The organism is Bartonella sp. ML70XJBT (assembly GCF_028618425.1).
GTDB lineage: Bacteria > Pseudomonadota > Alphaproteobacteria > Rhizobiales > Rhizobiaceae > Bartonella.
On the sequence record NZ_JAQISX010000003.1, the window covers coordinates 121,961 to 139,834 of the forward strand.

Annotated in this window: 16 protein-coding genes and 1 tRNA gene; 9 read left to right on the forward strand and 8 right to left on the reverse strand. The window is 33.6% G+C overall.

Features of this window, described 5'->3' with window-relative positions; all coding sequences use genetic code 11:
• Positions 1–7 precede the first annotated feature (7 nt).
• Both PVV65_RS02350 and mutL read right to left on the reverse strand, forming a co-directional pair.
• Positions 8–244, reverse strand: a complete 237-nt coding sequence (locus tag PVV65_RS02350; RefSeq protein WP_273754681.1) for a DUF2093 domain-containing protein — start codon at positions 242–244, stop codon at positions 8–10.
• Positions 245–351: 107 nt separating this feature from the next.
• Positions 352–2,202, reverse strand: coding sequence for a DNA mismatch repair endonuclease MutL (gene mutL / locus PVV65_RS02355; RefSeq protein WP_273789064.1), 1,851 nt, complete (start codon positions 2,200–2,202; stop codon positions 352–354).
• Positions 2,203–2,475: 273 nt separating this feature from the next.
• Here mutL and PVV65_RS02360 point away from each other — a divergent pair, with 273 nt between their 5' ends.
• Together PVV65_RS02360 and lldD are read left to right on the forward strand one after the other, a co-directional pair.
• Complete coding sequence (locus tag PVV65_RS02360) at positions 2,476–3,564, forward strand: 2'-deoxycytidine 5'-triphosphate deaminase (RefSeq protein ID WP_273789065.1); 1,089 nt, start codon at positions 2,476–2,478, stop codon at positions 3,562–3,564.
• A 1,083-nt stretch (positions 3,565–4,647) separates the two neighbouring features.
• A complete protein-coding gene (gene lldD / locus PVV65_RS02365; RefSeq protein ID WP_273789066.1) occupies positions 4,648–5,799 on the forward strand; it encodes an FMN-dependent L-lactate dehydrogenase LldD in 1,152 nt (383 codons plus the stop codon).
• A gap of 622 nt (positions 5,800–6,421) precedes the next feature.
• On the opposite strand, the gene PVV65_RS02370 is transcribed toward lldD, so the two are convergent.
• Both PVV65_RS02370 and PVV65_RS09995 read right to left on the reverse strand, forming a co-directional pair.
• Positions 6,422–6,565, reverse strand: coding sequence for a hypothetical protein (locus tag PVV65_RS02370; protein WP_273789067.1), 144 nt, complete (start codon positions 6,563–6,565; stop codon positions 6,422–6,424).
• 76 nt (positions 6,566–6,641) lie between these two features.
• Entirely contained in the window at positions 6,642–6,869 is a 228-nt protein-coding gene (locus PVV65_RS09995) for a transketolase C-terminal domain-containing protein (protein WP_404978389.1), read from the reverse strand.
• A gap of 705 nt (positions 6,870–7,574) precedes the next feature.
• Here PVV65_RS09995 and PVV65_RS02375 point away from each other — a divergent pair.
• Positions 7,575–7,850, forward strand: a complete 276-nt coding sequence (locus tag PVV65_RS02375; protein ID WP_273789068.1) for a hypothetical protein — start codon at positions 7,575–7,577, stop codon at positions 7,848–7,850.
• Positions 7,851–9,430: 1,580 nt separating this feature from the next.
• Here PVV65_RS02375 and PVV65_RS02385 read toward each other — a convergent pair.
• The 3 genes from PVV65_RS02385 to PVV65_RS02400 form a co-directional block, all read right to left on the reverse strand.
• Positions 9,431–9,658: a hypothetical protein gene (locus PVV65_RS02385; protein ID WP_273719079.1), complete on the reverse strand. Its 228-nt coding sequence runs from the start codon at positions 9,656–9,658 to the stop codon at positions 9,431–9,433.
• Complete coding sequence (locus PVV65_RS02390; protein ID WP_273789070.1) at positions 9,655–10,317, reverse strand: lysozyme; 663 nt, start codon at positions 10,315–10,317, stop codon at positions 9,655–9,657. The genes PVV65_RS02385 and PVV65_RS02390 overlap by 4 nt, the downstream gene beginning before the upstream one ends.
• Positions 10,318–11,672: 1,355 nt before the next feature.
• Positions 11,673–11,745, reverse strand: a tRNA-Thr gene (locus PVV65_RS02400).
• Positions 11,746–12,182: 437 nt separating this feature from the next.
• Here PVV65_RS02400 and PVV65_RS02405 point away from each other — a divergent pair.
• The gene (locus PVV65_RS02405; RefSeq protein ID WP_273754692.1) at positions 12,183–12,386 is read left to right on the forward strand and encodes a SlyX family protein; all 204 of its coding nucleotides are present in this window, start codon (positions 12,183–12,185) and stop codon (positions 12,384–12,386) included.
• A 766-nt stretch (positions 12,387–13,152) separates the two neighbouring features.
• Here PVV65_RS02405 and PVV65_RS02410 read toward each other — a convergent pair.
• Positions 13,153–13,491, reverse strand: coding sequence for a hypothetical protein (locus PVV65_RS02410; protein WP_273789071.1), 339 nt, complete (start codon positions 13,489–13,491; stop codon positions 13,153–13,155).
• Between the two features lie 182 nt (positions 13,492–13,673).
• Here PVV65_RS02410 and PVV65_RS02415 point away from each other — a divergent pair, with 182 nt between their 5' ends.
• The 5 genes from PVV65_RS02415 to PVV65_RS02435 all read left to right on the forward strand — a co-directional run bounded on the left by PVV65_RS02415 (position 13,674) and on the right by PVV65_RS02435 (position 17,825).
• Positions 13,674–15,101, forward strand: a complete 1,428-nt coding sequence (locus PVV65_RS02415) for an amino acid permease (protein WP_273789072.1) — start codon at positions 13,674–13,676, stop codon at positions 15,099–15,101.
• Positions 15,102–15,142: 41 nt separating this feature from the next.
• Positions 15,143–15,823: an energy-coupling factor ABC transporter ATP-binding protein gene (locus PVV65_RS02420; RefSeq protein WP_273789073.1), complete on the forward strand. Its 681-nt coding sequence runs from the start codon at positions 15,143–15,145 to the stop codon at positions 15,821–15,823.
• Entirely contained in the window at positions 15,820–16,458 is a 639-nt protein-coding gene (locus PVV65_RS02425) for an energy-coupling factor transporter transmembrane protein EcfT (RefSeq protein ID WP_273789074.1), read from the forward strand. The genes PVV65_RS02420 and PVV65_RS02425 overlap by 4 nt, the downstream gene beginning before the upstream one ends.
• Before the next feature lie 14 nt (positions 16,459–16,472).
• Positions 16,473–17,027 (forward strand): biotin transporter BioY, encoded by a 555-nt coding sequence (locus PVV65_RS02430; protein ID WP_273789075.1) that lies wholly within the window; start codon positions 16,473–16,475, stop codon positions 17,025–17,027.
• A 243-nt stretch (positions 17,028–17,270) separates the two neighbouring features.
• Complete coding sequence (locus PVV65_RS02435) at positions 17,271–17,825, forward strand: biotin transporter BioY (protein WP_273789076.1); 555 nt, start codon at positions 17,271–17,273, stop codon at positions 17,823–17,825.
• Positions 17,826–17,874: the final 49 nt, after the last annotated feature.

Sequence of the window (17,874 nt, forward strand, 5' to 3'; positions counted from 1 at the left end):
TAAGGGGCTATTCTTTTTGTATTTTTAACAATTGCTTGAGATGTGGGTTGCATTCAAGTTCACGGCGATAGGAAATTTCACAACTAGCATATGCCTCTTGACGGTGATGATTCCAATATTTTAAGTCATCTATAGGGATTTTTTGCCCACTAACGGCACAAATGGTATAGGTTCCATATTCCACAATGTCATATCCATTATTAGAATAACGGACTTTTGCTTCGCGTTCACCATTGGAAAACATTTTAGTTCCTTTTTATTTGACAGTATTATTCAAAAAAGTGCCATAAGATATATTATAAAGTCGAGAGTTAATTTAAAAATATTTTTCTTGTCAAAATGGTTAAGCGTTTATTTTCTGCCAAAAAGCCGTTCTATATCTGCTAATTTAAGTTCAATATAAGTAGGGCGTCCATGATTACATGTACTTGTATTGGGTGTTGCCTCCATTTGTCGTAACAATGTGTTCATTTCTTCGGGACGTAAAAGGCGCCCTGACCGTATTGAGCCGTGACAAGCCATCGTTGCTGCAACATAATCAAGCATTGCTTTTAAATTGTTTGTTGTATCATACTCAGCGGCTTCATCTGCGAGATCTTTAATAAGGGCTTGCACGTTGATCTCTCCTAACATAGAAGGTGTTTCGCGTACAAGAATTGCACCAGGTCCAAATGGTTCTATTCCTAATCCAAATTTTTGCAAAGCATCTTTGTGCGTTAAGAGGCATGTTGCATCCTCTTCAGAGAGTTCTACAATTTCAGGAATCAGTAATAATTGTGAAGGAAGTGGTTTGGTATAAAGGGCATTTTTAAGTGCTTCATAAACCAATCGTTCGTGTGCAGCATGTTGATCGACAATGATCAAACTATCTTGAGTTTGAGCGATAATATAGTTTTTATGGATTTGTGCTCTGGCTGCACCTAGAGGATAAGATAACTCTTCTGATGAAGGTATAGTGCTTGGGTAGGTAGCAGCACTTGGTGTATTTAAGGACTCCATAATAGGCGTGGCATCTTCTTTTAAACCAAAAGAGCTGGTATTCTCCAATGGTTTGTGAACCATTGAGGCGGCGGCAAAATGATGAGACTGCGGACTATAAGAAGAGGATTGGTGAGCGTTTTTTAAATTGCTCAGTGATTGTTGTATCAACGGCTTTTGTGTTTGAAAAGCTGTAAGCATTGCTTCAGAACGAGTTGAAGTCGGGCGAATACCAGATTGCTGCAATGCTTCACGAATGGCTCCAACAATTAAACCACGAATTAATCCTGGGTCACGGAATCTCACATCAGCTTTGGCTGGATGAACATTAACATCGACCTCAGTAGGAGGAAGATCAATAAAAAGAATAGCGACAGGATAACGATCCCGTGTCATGACATCAGCGTAAGCACCTCTAATTGCTCCCCATAAAAATTTATCACGCACCGGACGTCCATTAACATAAGCAAATTGATGAAGGCTATTATTTCGGTTGAAAGATGGCAAACAAGCAAACCCCGTTAGGCGCACGGATTCGCGTTCAGCATTCAGTGCAATACTGTTAGGGGCAAATTCTTTTCCCATAATTTGGGTAATACGTTGTAATTGTCCTTGAGTATTATTTTCTGTCGCGAACAGTTCCATAGATGTTCTGTCTGTTCCTGAAAGAGAAAAACGGATATGTGGGAATGCGATAGCAATTCGCTTAATCATATCACTAATAGCATTTGTTTCAGCTCGATCAGTTTTCATAAATTTTAACCGTGCAGGTGTGACAAAGAAAAGGTCTCGAACTTCAACAATTGTTCCCAGATTTGCAGCAGCTGGTTTGGGTCCTATAATTTTTCCTGCAGTCACGGAAATTTCAGCAGCATTCTCGGCCTCTTTTGTCCGTGAAATGAGTTTGAGCTTAGCAACAGAACCAATAGAAGGGAGGGCTTCTCCTCTAAACCCAAGGAAACAGATATTGTGTACGTCATCGGTAATCTTTGAGGTACAATGGCGAGAAACGGCTAAAGTTAACTGATCAGCAGAAATCCCACAACCATTATCACTTACCTTTATAAAATTTTTTCCACCATTTGCTGTAATAATTTCAATGCGTGTTGCACCGGCATCAATAGCATTTTCAACAAGTTCTTTGACAACATTTGCCGGTCGTTCAATAACTTCACCAGCGGCGATTTGGTTAATAATATTTTCGCTAAGATGGCGTATAATCATATAAATTCTAACAGGACTCTTAAGGAGGTTATAGAAATTTATGATAACATCATTTGTGTAACATTCAAGAATGAGAAAATATAAGATGTATTATTTCTACATGCTTCTTATTTTTTCGATAGCGTATTATACTAAATGTTTTTCATTGTTCGAAATATCAACAAATTACTTGGAAAAAATAGAAAAAATAATTTTTTATCATCCTAAAATAACTTGCACCAATTTATCATCTAAGTCAAAAAAGAAACAGTGTAAAAAGGGAAGGGAACATATATGGTGCGTCTAAGCGGTATTTTAGCAGATAGAGATATACAAGCTTTGATTGATAATAACTTTCTGAAAGCGTACAGTCCGTTTGATAGATCTCAAATACAACCAGCAAGCCTTGATCTTCGTTTAGGGGAGAAAGCTTATCGTATACGTGCTTCCTTTATGCCGGGCCTTGAGGCAAAGGTTTTGGATAAGCTTGAACGGTTAAAGTTGCATGAGTTTGATTTACGAGATGGCGCTGTTTTGGAAACTGGGTGTGTTTATATTGTTCCGCTTTTGGAAAGTTTGGCTTTACCAGAATTTTTATCTGCTATTGCTAATCCCAAAAGCTCTACGGGACGATTAGATATTTTTACACGGGTCATCACGGATAATGCTCAAGAGTTTGATAAAATTTGTGCTGGTTATCATGGTCCGCTTTATCTGGAAATTAGCCCACGAACATTTCCGATTTTGGTGCGTACAGGCTCGCATTTATCACAGCTTCGATTTAGAAAAGGACAAAGTTATTTAAATGAAACTGAGCTGTATGCTTTGCAAAGGCAAGAAACGCTGATATCGGATGATCTTCCTAATATTAGTGCTGGAGGTATTGGACTTTCTATTAATTTAAAAGGAGACAAAAACGGGCTTATAGGCTATCGTGGTAAACATCATACAAGTGTTATTGATATTGATAAACGTGCTGCTGCCCACATTTTAGATTTTTGGGAGCCTCTTTTTGATCGTGGTCAAAGGGAGCTGGTTCTTGATCCTGATGAGTTTTATATTTTAGTTTCACGAGAGTTTGTTCATGTGCCTCCGCTTTATGCCGCAGAAATGACCCCTTTTGATCCCTTAGTGGGTGAGTTTAGGGTGCATTATGCAGGCTTTTTTGATCCAGGGTTTGGGCATATGGAAGCGGGCGGTAAAGGAGCAAGAGCGGTTTTAGAAGTGCGGAGCCATGAAGTTCCTTTTATCTTAGAGCATGGTCAAATTATTGGTCGTTTGGTCTATGAGCATATGCTTAATCGACCATCAGCTCTTTATGGGCATGATGTTGGGTCACATTATCAAGCACAGGGTTTAAAGTTGTCTAAGCATTTTAAATGAGTTTAAAGTAGAGAATTTTGATAAAATATATGCAGGAAATGTATTTTAAGTAAGAAAATATCGTTTTTCATAAAACCGGTACTAAGCATTCTATTTTCAGTTTTAAAAGTTATAATAATTGCTCTTTCGTTTTAGAGGATATCAGAAGCACTTTTACTTCTTTTTTAACGTTTTTTATCCATGAGAGCTTCGTTTATGATGAACAAAAGAATAAGTTTTAATTCTTACTCAATATGTCATGCATATATATTATGATAATAAATCGACCAGTTAATAAAATTCGATATAATAATAATGTATTCTGCTTTTAAAACAGATATGAAAAAATTAGATGCTTCTATTAATTTAATTTTTCTAAAGCTTACATATTTTATTCCGTATAAAACTGATCATTAAGAGCTAATAAATAATTTTTACTACAATTCAGTAATGTTTTTTAATGAAGAATGTTCTAAATTTAGGAATTCATTTATAGTTATTGTCAGGGAGTTATTAGAGAGGAGGATCTTTTATTCCTATGAAGCTTAAATTCTTTATATTCTATATGAATGAGACACTGTTAAAATTTTATGAACAAGTAACAGGTCTGATTTTTAAATATTGATATGAGGAATTTTTTTGATGTACGTTACAGCTTTCTTTTAAAGTATTCATAAATATTTTTTTAGCTTTTTGGGGGAGAAAATTATAGCTTATACTTAATGAGTATAGATTTCATCTTCTTATAAAAGACACTATAAACAATCTTTGGAGGGAGAAACAAATTCAAATCATACCAAATCAACGGGAGAAGCAATCATTTTCGAAGAGATACTTATTTACAGGAAATATAGCACTTCAATTGCACATGAACAATGCATGAATGAGTATATTATTGATCCTATTCCATACTGTGAGGTTTAAAATTTGGGATAGAGAAAGAAAGACGTTGTTTTTATCAATGAGTTTTTTTAGAAAGTTGCAATCTTTTTCACCTCTATCTATTCAATAGAGCGTTTTAGGAAGATATCAAATAGGAGATACTGGGGCTCTTATATTTTTTAGGATGTCTTTTCTTTTCATTTAGGAACAATGGTGCCGTCAATGATTATTTCTTCAACATTTGATTATCGCAAAGCTGCAAAGCGTCGTCTTCCTCCCTTTCTTTTTCACTATATTGATGGTGGAGCTTATGCTGAAGAAACGATGCGACATAATTGTACAGATCTTCAAGCACTTGCACTACGTCAAAGGATTCTAAGGCAAGTTGGTACTGTTGATCTTTCAGTCAGACTTTTTGATCAGACACTCAATTTACCGGTTGTTCTTGCTCCTGTTGGGCTAACGGGCATGTATGCACGCCGTGGTGAGGTACAAGCTGCGCGTGCAGCCGTTGCAAAAGGGATTCCTTTTACTCTATCTTCTGTTTCAGTTTGCCCTATTGCAGAGGTGCAGGAAGCCGTTGGAGATGCATTTTGGTTTCAACTTTATGTTCTCAAAGACCGTGGATTCATGCGTGATGCATTAGAGCGCGCTTGGGCATCTGGTGTTCGCACATTGGTTTTTACAGTTGATATGCCAGTTCCAGGGGCACGTTACCGTGATGCACATTCAGGGATGTCTGGTCCTTATGCTGGATTACGTCGTTTTTTACAAGCTTTTACACATCCACATTGGGCTTGGAACGTTGGTATTATGGGGCGCCCCCATGATCTTGGAAATATTTCCACTTATCTCAAAAAGAAAATTGCATTAGATGATTATGTTGGTTGGATTGGTGCAAATTTTGATTCATCAATTAGCTGGCATGATCTACAATGGATTCGCGACTTTTGGAAAGGAAAAATGATTTTAAAAGGTATTCTTGATCCAGAAGATGCGCGGGAAGCAGTACAATCTGGTGCTGATGGAATTGTTGTTTCCAATCATGGTGGACGCCAACTCGATGGTGTCTTATCAACGGCACGAGTATTGCCCGCAATTGCGGATGCTGTAAAGAGTGATTTAGTTATTTTAGTGGATTCTGGTGTGCGCTCTGGTCTTGATGTTGTACGCATGATCGCACAAGGTGCAGATGCTGTTATGATTGGTCGTGCTTTTGTTTATGCACTTGCAGCAGCAGGTGAGAAAGGTGTCACTCATCTGCTTGATCTTTTTTCCAATGAAATGCGGGTAGCTATGACATTAACAGGTGCTCAGACAATCAAAGAGATTACGCACAAAAGTTTAGTGAATACAGATGTTTTTAAGCAATGAAAGTTATGTTTTTATACTGCTTTTAGAAAAAGAAAATTTTTTATAAAAGAGCATCATTATATATTTAAAGATATATTGATAGTTAACGTTAAAGAAAAAGGTCAAAAATCTCTTCTATAAAATGACAAGAAATACCCAATGACTATAATAATAGTAAAAAAGTACAAATAACACTTCATAAAACTGTTATTCACTTTGTTAAAACACATTCTAAGGATAAAAAGGAACAAGCGCTGCGAGCAAAGGGATAACAACTGTTGATATAGAGAAAATAGATATAAATAATGCTGTGAGCATTTTTCCTCTCCTATTTATAAAAAACATAATACACTATATTTATTTAATATAAAATTAAGAACATATAGTTTATAACTAACTTTAATTAAAAATCAAAGTGTATTATTTAACAATATATAAATTATCGTAAAAAATAAAGATATATTCTATAATATCTATATTATTTATGCTGATATTAATGAATAATATATTATATAGACATGGTGTTGTTTTTATAAAATATATTTTTAAATAATAAAAATGTAATATAGTCTCTTAAAAAAAACCATTCACTAGCAAGCAAGAAAATGCAATTTAATGTGCTTATCAGTCTCTTTTTTGTATCTTATGTCATTGCTAACATAGTTTTCATTATACCTTCTTGACTTATTTTATAACTTGCCAAAACAATCCCCCATTGGCTTTCATTATAGATTGGTTCATCCGGTATTCCTAACGATACAAATTTGCATGCAATGCTATATTTCATAAGTAATCTCGTAATTGCTTCTCCAAGTTCCCTATGAATGCTATGCTCTTCATAAACAATGATAGGTTTGTGAGGTTTACAGAGTTCTAATATAAATGCAATCATCTAAAGATTGGATTGTTGTTACACTTACAACTGTTGGTATAATTTCATATTTTTTGATTTCTGCGATAGCATCAAAACAAATCTGAACAGCTCTACCATTTGCAAATAAGAGAATATCTTTTCCTTTTTTGATAACAGAATCTTTGCTAATATCGATTTTTGTAGCATTACTTAAAGCATTATTATGAATATTTTTAATAGTGTGCTTGCTGACCTATATAAATGGGAGCGGGATTACTAAGAGTAGAAAGAATTGCGATTTTCATTTGATCGAATGATGACGACGTAAGTAATTGGATAATAGTTAATTTATCATTAAATAAAAAAGAAAAGTTTTTCTCTCTTTTAAATAGAGAGTGGGTTATCACCTAGTAACAGAGGTAGTTTGTAAGCAACTTTTTCGATGTAAGACAATTTAACATCGCGGCTATTTTATTATCATTTTAAGTCGTGAAAAGATGGTTACGATAGATAAAAAAATATAAAAAATGATTGGATATATTTTACAATAAAAAACTACACTTCTGTTAGTTGCATACCAGCTGCTGATATTGGTGACAAAAAACTGATATTGGTGACAAAAAAATTGACAAAAACAATCATCAAAATTTATTTGAGGATGTTTTTCATAGCATATACATAAAACCTCGGAGTATTTTCTTTAGACAGAAATTTATTCTATTCGCTGAAATCGGTAAAAATCTCTCAAGTAATGCCGTAAACTTTTGGGAGGATATTACAATGTTATGATTGTCCTTTTATGAAAACGGTTAGCGTTTCAAATGAGCTGCTGTGAATTGTTTCAACGCTTAATAAAGTAAGATCCAGAAGTTTTTACGGATTTAGAAGGGTACAAAAGGTTTTATCGTTACAAGCGTATGAGTGAGAAGATAACCAATCTCATATGATGAGAATTGAAATCCGTTGTCGCGCTCGGTTTAATTTTTTCCAATTTGAAGGTATACTAAAACTTATTGACGCCCCTTTAGCAAGTGTTCACATTGAACATTTAAGTTGGTCTGTTTCTATTGTACGTTTTAGACGTCAGAATACCTTGTTTTATGGCTCACCTTATTGTGGTATTGAAGGTTATTATGGAAAGGATTTGTGTCAGCTGAAGAATTATCAGATTATGGCATGGCTTTTTCATAAAGAAAAGGAACGTACCTTTTGTCTTTAAATAATATGCTAGAAGTTTTAAAAACTTTTAGTTAACTTCATAAAAGAGATTATACCACCTATATAGATTGCTCTTAAAATAATACAATTACTATTAACGAATGGGGCATTACCAATTTTGATTTCTATAACAAAGAAACAATATGCATTAAAGTTTTTTAATTTCGAGGGTCTGTTGTGAATTCTTTCAGAATCTTTTGAAAAAAGTAAACTGATAGAAGGTTTTGTATCAAAATAGAGAAATTTTTCTAGCAAGCTACGAATAACTTTAAAAAATATATATTAAATATAAAAAATGCTACAGTGTATTAACGGAGAGAGCTTTAGAAATGAGAATCAAAGTGAATAAAGAGGTACAAGTATACATTTCTACTTATCTTTTATAATTCACTAAAAATAAGAATTAAAGCAAAATTTTATATCAAAAATTAAAGGAATTCTAAAGGACATCCCCAAAAAGGTGAACGGGCAATGCGTGAAAAGGTAGATAAGAAAGTAAATTAGAAGAGTGTTTTGTAGATTGATCAGCAGCATTCGTAAAGGTTTTCCCTCAAGATAGATATTATGATGGAGCAGGGAGGATGAATGTTTGAAAAAATAATATGTGTCCTTGGTTATTCCATTATACACAGAACGATAAGCGCTATGAAATGGAGTTTGATTTTATCACAAGACTTTCTTTAAAAGAGGACAAGAACTTGCAAGACATTAAAATAATATTTTCAAAGAAGGTAATGATCTTATTGTTTTTCAAGAACAAACTGCCTTAAAGCAGCAAAATAGTGCTTTTCAAGAAATTATGCCTAGCGGTTTTTAAAAGTAAAAAGCTGAATTTAAAAATGAAGGCAAAATGGGCATTTGTTTTCTCCATTGAGTTGCATGTTATTTTGCAGATAGGGAGCAGCTTACCTATAGAAAAATCCTATTACCCGCAATGTTCTTGCAACACTTTAGTATAAAAAAGCAAATATAATACAAAAATATCTACTCTATTTTTAAGAGTATTATGTTAAAAAAGTTGAAACAATGTCATTTACAAATCACATTAAAAGGCGATATCTCCGTAAAGTTCTACGAATTGTTTTTTTAGGCATAGACAGATTTTTAGAGATAACTCTTGCTGAAGACAACTCTTTATATCATCAGATCTTTGAAGGGCAATTACAGGGCAATTCACAGCATATTTTCTTCTCTTGTTTTGATAAGATATCAAAGATATCCCTAGAATACATCGATATACTCAATCATTTTACGCAAATATAATCCGTAGAATCCTTTGGTTTTAAGTCAAACACTCTCTTGTCATTCCAATAAAATCAAATAGACCACACAAAATATTTTAGCCCTTTAAGAGCTTTCTGCTTTTAATTTGAATGGACTCATCTCTTTCAAATTTTCTTATTAATTAATGTTTTAGAGAAATTGTATTTTTATCACTTCACTTTTCGTGTATGTTTCCACCCACATAGACGCTCACCTTGTTCGTTATGTTTCAGGATATCTCTTGCCAAATTTGGACTAATGGCATTGATGTCTTGTTGATTCAAATAAATTGGCAACCACCCAATACAAGAAGTTCGTTCATTCGTCACGCAACCAGTTAGAAAGCTTATTGCGCACATCAGCATCACTTTTCTTGTTAATTTCATTTTCTACCTCAAGCCGTGTCTTTGCTATATTAAAAGCTTCTTTTGTTTGTTTTTGCTTCTCAACTCTTTTTCCTAGGAAAAAGGCTTTCACTAAAGCTATAAAAAAAGCTGCTATGATTGCTGATGTTGTCGTCAGATATTTTTTTATCCATAAGATCATAAGCGGTGTTCCTGAAAACGTTTAGCAATATATATCATAGCTGTACAAGCAGCTAAAACCATAATGCCTGCTAAAGCCCACTGGACAGGACCATTTCCTGCAAAAAGCCCCCCAAGCCCTGAAAAAGATCCTATAATTGGTGCAAGAGCTTCTATTTTGCAAATCCCCGTTACACCTTCTGATTCTACGACATGATAATTAGGGGCAACACGGGCTCCTTTTGCCCATAAACCTGTTTCGGCTGCTCGACGATTGACAAGACCTTGGATACGTTTGCCACCTACTCTTGTCCATTTTTGCAATTCAGTTGGTACCGCTTCATATTCACTGTTATTGAGCTTTTTTAAAAGTGTAGATTTGTAAAAAGCGGTTATTCCTACATTATAGGAAAATGATACTAAAGCTGCGAATTGCTCATCATTTAAAAAAACGGTAACAGCCTTTTCAACAGCGGCCTCAAACTCTCTCAAATCCTGACAAAGGATTTTTTCAGCTTCTTCTTCCGTAATTTGCATGTCTTTATGAACACTTGGAGCGCCAGCTGCAGTTGTATGCCCATAACCAATTGTCCATATTCCACCAGAATCCTCATAGGCTTTTAAACGTAAACCCTCCAATTGTTTAATCAGTGCAAGCCCTTCTGTTGATATTTTGCGCATTATTTTTAATCCTATAAAAAGCCTATATAAAGCAAGGCGTGAATTCAAAACTTACATCTATTCAATTTTAAAGCACAAAAAAGTGAAAGGGTTTAGTTGAGACAAAACCACCTTAATGAACTTTATTAAAAACCATATAATTTTTATTATAGAAAAATCGTCTTAATTAATTTCACTTTGTATTAATTAGTTTCCTCTTAAGCCTAAATACAATAATTTTTGACAAACAAATTTATAAATTACAATCAGATATTTCACCTATAAATACAATTGATCTAGAACAATTTAGAGAAAAATTATTTAAAAACTCCAATATCTTTAACCAAAAATCTCTTTTCAAGAAAAAGTAAGAAATATAATAATTAATGAAATAATAGGTATTAATCCTTAAATTATTTTATAATCCATAATCTACTCCATGGAAACTTTTATAAAAACAAAAAGAGACATTACAATTAAATGCTATCTACCTATAAACTATCTTAGAATCAATATATCGGATACATAACGTATTATATATATTTAATCAAAAAAGCTATAGTTAATTTAAGTTTTCTTTCTTTTTTCTCTAACTGCTTAATTTACTTCAAAAATACCTTCATAAAGGATTTTGAATAACCTGTTACGTGAATTTTTTTATAAATAAAATATATCCATATGAAAACATAATGGATATTTTATCTCTCTTATAGTCTGTTCCTAAATGAAAGAATATATTAGAGGAGCATATTCAATCTATAGATCAATGATATTTAATAATTTTTTTAAGAATATTGTACTGTAACAGACTTGAACGGTAGTTTTGGTTATGTATTTTTTCATATGTGTAACGCTTTCAACTTCTTCATATGAAGCGTTTTGGTCAATGATATTATCTTGTCTAATGTTGTATTGGCTACGTTTCCAACAACATTTTAAACCAATTAATCAAGCTGTTGAAATCTTTTTAGGTGCAATAACACAAGGGTTAAAAAAGATTTTTGTAAAAGGTTGAAGTTAGAAAGGGAATTGTTTCCTCGCAGTATTTCACCCATTTACATAACATAAAAAATACAAAGGTAATGAGATGCTTTGTGATAATGGTGATAGATATGTTTCACCCCATGAATTTGCACAGCTTTTTAGTGTCTCCACAAACAATACGTACTTGGAGGCTTCAAAGTGTTACTTCCAGAGTCATATAAATGAGGTCGAGCAGTGAAATGGAGAAAAAAGAGCAGCTAGTCTTTACTCAAAAAAATATGGAGAAAATAACAACAAACTAAGTAAAATTATATAAGCCACAAGAGGTGGTCTTAAAACAGATAATTAAAGAGAAAATCTATATATTTCAATGCGCTAAAAGCAAAAAGCGGTGCCGCATGCCGGATTCGAACCAGCGACCCCATCATTACGAATGATGTGCTCTACCAACTGAGCTAATGCGGCGTAGGCTTGTAAGTCAATGAGATAAAACTAATTTGAGAGTAATAGCTAAAAGTATGTATAAAAGCAAGTATGTATTTTTTTCAATAATTTATAAGATATGATAATAACTGAAGGAGGAGAACTGTACAAAAGTCATGGAGGCAATATTCTTATGATTATAATGCTATAAAATGCTTTCCGATTTATGATAGTGTTCAAATTATGAAGCTGGAGACCTAGATTTTTAGGAAAGAAAATGATTTTAGGTTATCTTAGCAGAGACTAAAGAAGAGATTTGTTGAATAAGTGTTCAGGAAACTAAAATTTATCATAAACCTTATATAATGTGAAAATAAGAAGAGCAAAATTAATTAAAGCTACTTTTAAATTTTACAGAAAAAAAAGAGGTAGAGTTAATGAAATTAATCACGTTTTTTACTTAAGACGGAGTTGGAATCATGTCGGATGAAAATCGGCTGATAGAATTAGAAATGAAGTTAGCTTATCAAGAAAAATTCATTGAGGAACTTTCTTGCGTAGTTACTGATCAATGGAAAAGTTTAGATGAGATCTCTAAAAAAGTTGATGTTTTGGCGAGACGATTTTCAGATTTAGAAGAGCAAAGCCTTACTGAAGCTATTGTTTTACCATTTTCTCAATAAAGCAACATACTGATTTATTAGTAATAATTTATCGTTATTCAATTTAAATTAAAATCTTGAATACTGTAAGATTTTCTTATTTCAAATCTTCCTTAAAATAAGTCAAACCCGTGTATTTTGTACGTTATAAGCGGGATGAGTTTGTGTGGATAAAAAACTATTACTAAAGGGCTAAAAATACCTCTTATGAATCACTCCAAGTACCAAGCGCTGTAGCAACATTTTAGGGTTTGCAAGGTATGTGAGAGTGTCGGCTTGTTACTCTATCGGCGTAAAGATTGAGGTGCTGAATGGGTTTACCATTATATCATTCATGGTCGATGTCATGAAATAGGCTTAGGCATATTGAGATATGTTGTTTTAAAACAAGCGTGTGAGTGCGTAACCCAATGGTGTTTTATTTTACGTGAGGGTTATGCTCCCACTTTTTATATATGATTTCTAGTACTAAACTTAAGAAAGGTTTTTAAGTATAAAATGTAGCCACAGAAAAATCTAGAGGCTTCAATGTATTTCAATTTTTCTATGCAGAGTTTTCTTATAGGTGAGGATTAAATTTATTTGCTAATTTCTTTGAATTTATGCAAATAAAATGATGAGGTCGCTATCGATTAAAAATCATGATTGAACATATATATTTACTATAATAAAGCGTTTTAACCCCGTTTTTATGATCAAATGGCTTTTAGTTGTGTTGATAGAGTGTGGGACTCTAGGCTGCATCGGTTGTGTATAGTACAGTGAGCTCGAGAAACCTTTTTCAAATTTAAATGTATTCTCCATTATATGTATATGATATTTTTTGAAAAGGTTTTTGTTTTTCGTAAGTTAAGATACAAAATATTATTGCTAAAGCAGCAAAGATAATCCATGCTGGTAAATAAGTGAGAGTAATACAAATGTAGGATAAAAAGTCAGGCATTGTCTTACAGAGAGATTGCTTAAGGCTATAGATATCTGTTTGCAGAAGATTTACTAGAATTTTATTAAGGGGGGTTACCGTCCAGTGTGATGTGATGACAGAGTGTGCATTATCAATAACAAACGTTATAATTGTTAGTGTAACAAAAATGAAAGCCATTAATTTGAATAAAGAGCGAAGCATATTTCTTCCTGTCGTTTTAATGGAACATTTGCATAATGCACAGAAAGATAAGGAGTTGCATTATGACAAAAAAAATAGATTTATGTTCTGTTTTATAATTTCTGTTGAAAAAAAATATGTCGAAGGTATTATTGACTCTCCGTGTAAAGATTACAATCAATATTGAGGGGGAGTGAAGGATAATGCTTAAGGATGAGAATAGTGAATTAAAGCGTAATCTTCAAAATCGCCACATTCAAATGATTGCTTTGGGTGGCGTTATAGGAACGGGGCTTTTTTATGGATCAACAGAGGCAATTCAATTAGCGGGTCCTTCGGCTATTCTAGCTTATCTTTTTGGGGGGATTATTATTTATTTCATTATGCGAATGCTTGGTGAAATGTCTGTAGAAGAACCAACATCGGGTGCTTTTAGTTTTTTTGCTTATAAATATTGGGGAAGTTTAGCAGGCTTTATAACAGGTTGGAATTATTGGTTTCTTTATATTCTCGTCAGTATGACTGAACTTACAGTGATTGGATTTTATCTAGATCATTGGATTTTGATTGATCATTGGAAGTCATCCTTCATTGTACTTTTATTTGTTACATTAGTTAATTTATCTAATGTTCGTTTTTATGGCGAATTTGAATTTGGTTGTGCTTTAATCAAAGTTGCTGCTGTTATTGGTATGATTATTTTTGGGATTTTTCTCATTGTCACTGGAATAGGGGAAAATCAAGCGAATATCCATTATCTTTGGGATAACGGCGGTTTTTTTCCGTATGGAGTCATAGGGGTTGTTTTGGCGACTTCTGTAGTAATGTTTTCTTTTGGAGGAACCGAGCTTATTGGTGTTGCCGCTGGAGAAGCATCTAATCCACAAAAAACAATTCCGGCGGCTATTCGTCAAGTTATGTGGAGAATTATAATTTTTTATATTGGTTCTATCAGCGTTATTATGATAATCAGCCCGTGGAATATGATTGGAAAAAATGGTAGTCCTTTTGTTACAATTTTTGAAACTGTAGGAATTCCCGCTGCGGGTCATATTTTGAATTTTGTGGTTATTATGGCGGCTATTTCTGTTTACAATAGTGGCATTTATTCGAATGGTCGTATGCTTTATAGTTTAGCGATACAAAAAAATGCTCCACATATTTTCAGTAAATTGAATGCTGCTCGTGTTCCTTATGTTGCTATTCTTTTTTCATCGTTGTGTACGGCAATAATCGTCGTTATTAATGCTTTCGTTCCTGACAATAGTTTTATGCGAATTATGGCTCTTGCAACTGCTGCTGCACTTATTACTTGGGCTATTATTGTTATTGTTCATTTGAAGTTCCGAAAGTTCCATAAGAACAAAAAGGGAAACTTTATTTATGCATTTGGTTTATATCCTTACGCGAACTATCTTTGCTTATGCTTTCTTGCTTTATTATTTTGTATAATGTTTATAAGTGGGTTTGGGAAAAATGGATTAATGGCTCGACTTTTGGAGATGGTAGGAATAAGAATATCTTTTCTTGCAACATATATTCCTGCACAGATGCCTGATATGAGTTTGGCAGTTATTATTATTCCTCTATGGTGCTTATTTTTACTTTTAGGCTATAAACTTAAGCGTTAACGGTAAAAGAGGTAATATAAAGGGATTGATTGGAATAAATCTTGGAAATTATAAAATTTGATAAGGTGACACAAGTCTTTGGTGATTTGTGTGTTTTAAGGGGTATTTCTGTAGAGCTTACCGAAAGACGAATAGCTGTTATTGGTGCGAATGGTTCTGGAAAAAGTACATTTGTTCGTCTTATCAATGGGTTACAATTACCGTCTCATGGTTCTGTAAGCGTTGATGGGCTTGATACAAAGCGTGATGCAAAGGCGGTAAAGCGTAAAGTAGGATTTGTTTTTCAAAATCCTGATAATCAAATTGTTTTACCATTAGTGGAAGAAGATTTATCTTTTGGTCTCAAAAATCTAAAACTGAGTAAAGATGAAATTAAAAAGCGTATAGATGAAATTTTACAGCGTTATGATCTTCAAGCTTTTAGAGATCACCCAGTTCATTTATTAAGCGGTGGACAAAAACAACTTGTTGCCATTTCCAGTGTAGTAGCAATGAAACCAGACTACATTGTTTTTGATGAGCCAACGACATTACTTGATTTACGAAATAAGCTCCGTGTTGCACAGGTTATAGAAGAGTTATCACAAACAGCAATTGTTGTATCACATGACTTGGAATTTCTCAAAAAATTTGATAGAGTGCTTGTTTTTGAGAGAGGGGAGATAGCAATTGATGATGTACCTTTTGTTGCTATCAAGGAGTATATAAGAAGAATGTTATGATCGGTTTATATATTCCAAGGGATACCTTTATTCATAGGCTTAGTCCGTGGGTTAAATTATTATTTCTTATGGTGTGTGGAACTACTATAATAATGGTTTCATCCACACCGCTTCTTGGGCTATTTTTATTACTTTTAGTCTTATTCTATAGAATCGCCAAGATCCCTTTTCGTACTGTGATAAAGCAGTTTAAATCGATAGGATTACTTTTAGTTCTTCTCTTTGCATTTCAGACTCTTTTTAGTAGTCTACTTACAGGGGTCGAGGTCATATTACGCCTTATTATTCTTTTTTCTTTATCATCACTTATTTCATTTACAACAAAAGTTTCAGATATGGTGGCTTCAATTGAAGCAGGGCTTCAGCCATTTCGGTATTTTGGTATAAATCCATCAAAAGTAAGTATGGTTATCTCTATGGCTATCCGCTTTATTCCTCTTTTGAGGGAAAAGTTTAATGAAGTGCGTGAAGCACAGCAAGCACGTGGACTGAATACGAATATTGTCGCTCTTGCAATACCTTTAATTATACGAACCATAAGAATGGCTTCAGAAGTAGCGGAAGCATTGGAAGCGCGTTCTTATGATACTGATACTATTGATAAAGTATCTAATAATAATCAAAGCTTTTCATAATGAAAGGATAATAAATGAATACAAAAGACTTAGCCTATGTTGCTTTATTTGCTGCTATTTACGCTGTTTTGGGTCTTTTCCCACCTATCCATCTTCCTTTTTTGCTGGGGGTACCTATTACAGCTCAGTCGATGGGACCAATGTTAGCAGGATCTATACTTGGAGCAAAAAGGGGGGCTTTAGCGTCACTTCTTTTTCTTGTCCTTGTTGCGATTGGATTACCTCTATTACCTGGTGGTCGTGGTGGAATCAGTGTCTTTGCAGGAATTGCTAGTGGTTATCTGATAGGTTTTCCATTTGCTGCTTTTTTTATTGGTTTAATGGTTGAACTTTTTTGGCAACGGTTAAATCTTATAACATTATTTGTGATAAATGCTGTAGGTGGTATAGGAGTTGTCTACGCTTTTGGTGTTCCATGGACAGCATATATGACGAAAATCTCTCTACTAAAGGCTTTAATAGCGTCATCGGGTTTTTTGATAGGCGATAGTTTCAAAGTACTGATTGCATCCTTTGTTGCACTTGCAATTAAAAAATCTGTTCCTCTCATTTATAAAAAGGAAGAGTAGTTTTTATTTTGGATATATTTAAAATATAGGAAATATTATTGATATATGTAATATTTTATTTTTGCATCAAAAAGGCATTAATTTTTTGATTTTTTATTATATCATATAATTTATATTATTAATTATATTTGAATTATCTTGAGACATTTATCGTTCTGTAAAAGTGTATTCTTAACTCAGAATGTTATTGTAGATCAATGATAACAATAACTAAAGATTATTTCATAATGAAGGAATGGTTTAGTGAATACAAAAGATCTAACCTATATTGCTCTATTTGCTGCTATTTACGCAGTTTTAAGTCTTTTTCCATCTATTCATCTGCCTTTTTTGCTGGGGGTACCTATTACAGCGCAGTCTATGGCTCCGATGTTATCAGGATCTATACTGGGAGCAAAAAGAGGAGCTCTAGCATCGCTTCTTTTCCTTGTTCTTATTGCAATTGGATTGCCTCTATTGCCAGGAGGGCGTGGTGGAATCAGTGTGTTTTCAGGTGTCACCAGTGGTTATTTAATCAGTTTTCCATTTGCAGCATTTTTTATTGGCTTTATGGTTGAGTTATTTTGGAAACGGTTAAACTTTATAATATTATTTTTGATAAATATGGTGGGTGGTATTGGAATTGTCTATTCTTTTGGAATACCTTGGGTGGCTTATATGACACAGGCTTCTTTGCTAACAGTTTTAATAAGTTCATTAGGTTTGTTAATTGGTGCTTTTATAAAAGTGCTGATTGCATCTTTTGTCGCGCTTACCATTAAAAAAACCATCCCTCTCATTCATTCCAAGACAGGATAGTTATAATTTTAACTACAGTTTTGCATTACCTTGCATGGGAAAGCTAGAA

Excerpts from the sequence above, each read along its gene's own strand:
- PVV65_RS02350 (WP_273754681.1), bottom strand. The coding sequence starts at position 244 with ATGTTTTCCAATGGTGAACGCGAAGCAAAAGTCCGTTATTCTAATAAT.
- PVV65_RS02370 (WP_273789067.1), bottom strand. The coding sequence starts at position 6,565 with ATGAAATATAGCATTGCATGCAAATTTGTATCGTTAGGAATACCGGAT.
- PVV65_RS02405 (WP_273754692.1), top strand. The coding sequence starts at position 12,183 with ATGTCGGATGAAAATCGGCTGATAGAATTAGAAATGAAGTTAGCTTAT.
- mutL (WP_273789064.1), bottom strand. The coding sequence starts at position 2,202 with ATGATTATACGCCATCTTAGCGAAAATATTATTAACCAAATCGCCGCT.
- PVV65_RS02425 (WP_273789074.1), top strand. The coding sequence starts at position 15,820 with ATGATCGGTTTATATATTCCAAGGGATACCTTTATTCATAGGCTTAGT.
- PVV65_RS02390 (WP_273789070.1), bottom strand. The coding sequence starts at position 10,317 with ATGCGCAAAATATCAACAGAAGGGCTTGCACTGATTAAACAATTGGAG.
- PVV65_RS02415 (WP_273789072.1), top strand. The coding sequence starts at position 13,674 with ATGCTTAAGGATGAGAATAGTGAATTAAAGCGTAATCTTCAAAATCGC.
- lldD (WP_273789066.1), top strand. The coding sequence starts at position 4,648 with ATGATTATTTCTTCAACATTTGATTATCGCAAAGCTGCAAAGCGTCGT.
- PVV65_RS02360 (WP_273789065.1), top strand. The coding sequence starts at position 2,476 with ATGGTGCGTCTAAGCGGTATTTTAGCAGATAGAGATATACAAGCTTTG.
- PVV65_RS02430 (WP_273789075.1), top strand. The coding sequence starts at position 16,473 with ATGAATACAAAAGACTTAGCCTATGTTGCTTTATTTGCTGCTATTTAC.
- PVV65_RS02410 (WP_273789071.1), bottom strand. The coding sequence starts at position 13,491 with ATGCTTCGCTCTTTATTCAAATTAATGGCTTTCATTTTTGTTACACTA.
- PVV65_RS02385 (WP_273719079.1), bottom strand. The coding sequence starts at position 9,658 with ATGATCTTATGGATAAAAAAATATCTGACGACAACATCAGCAATCATA.
- PVV65_RS02375 (WP_273789068.1), top strand. The coding sequence starts at position 7,575 with ATGATGAGAATTGAAATCCGTTGTCGCGCTCGGTTTAATTTTTTCCAA.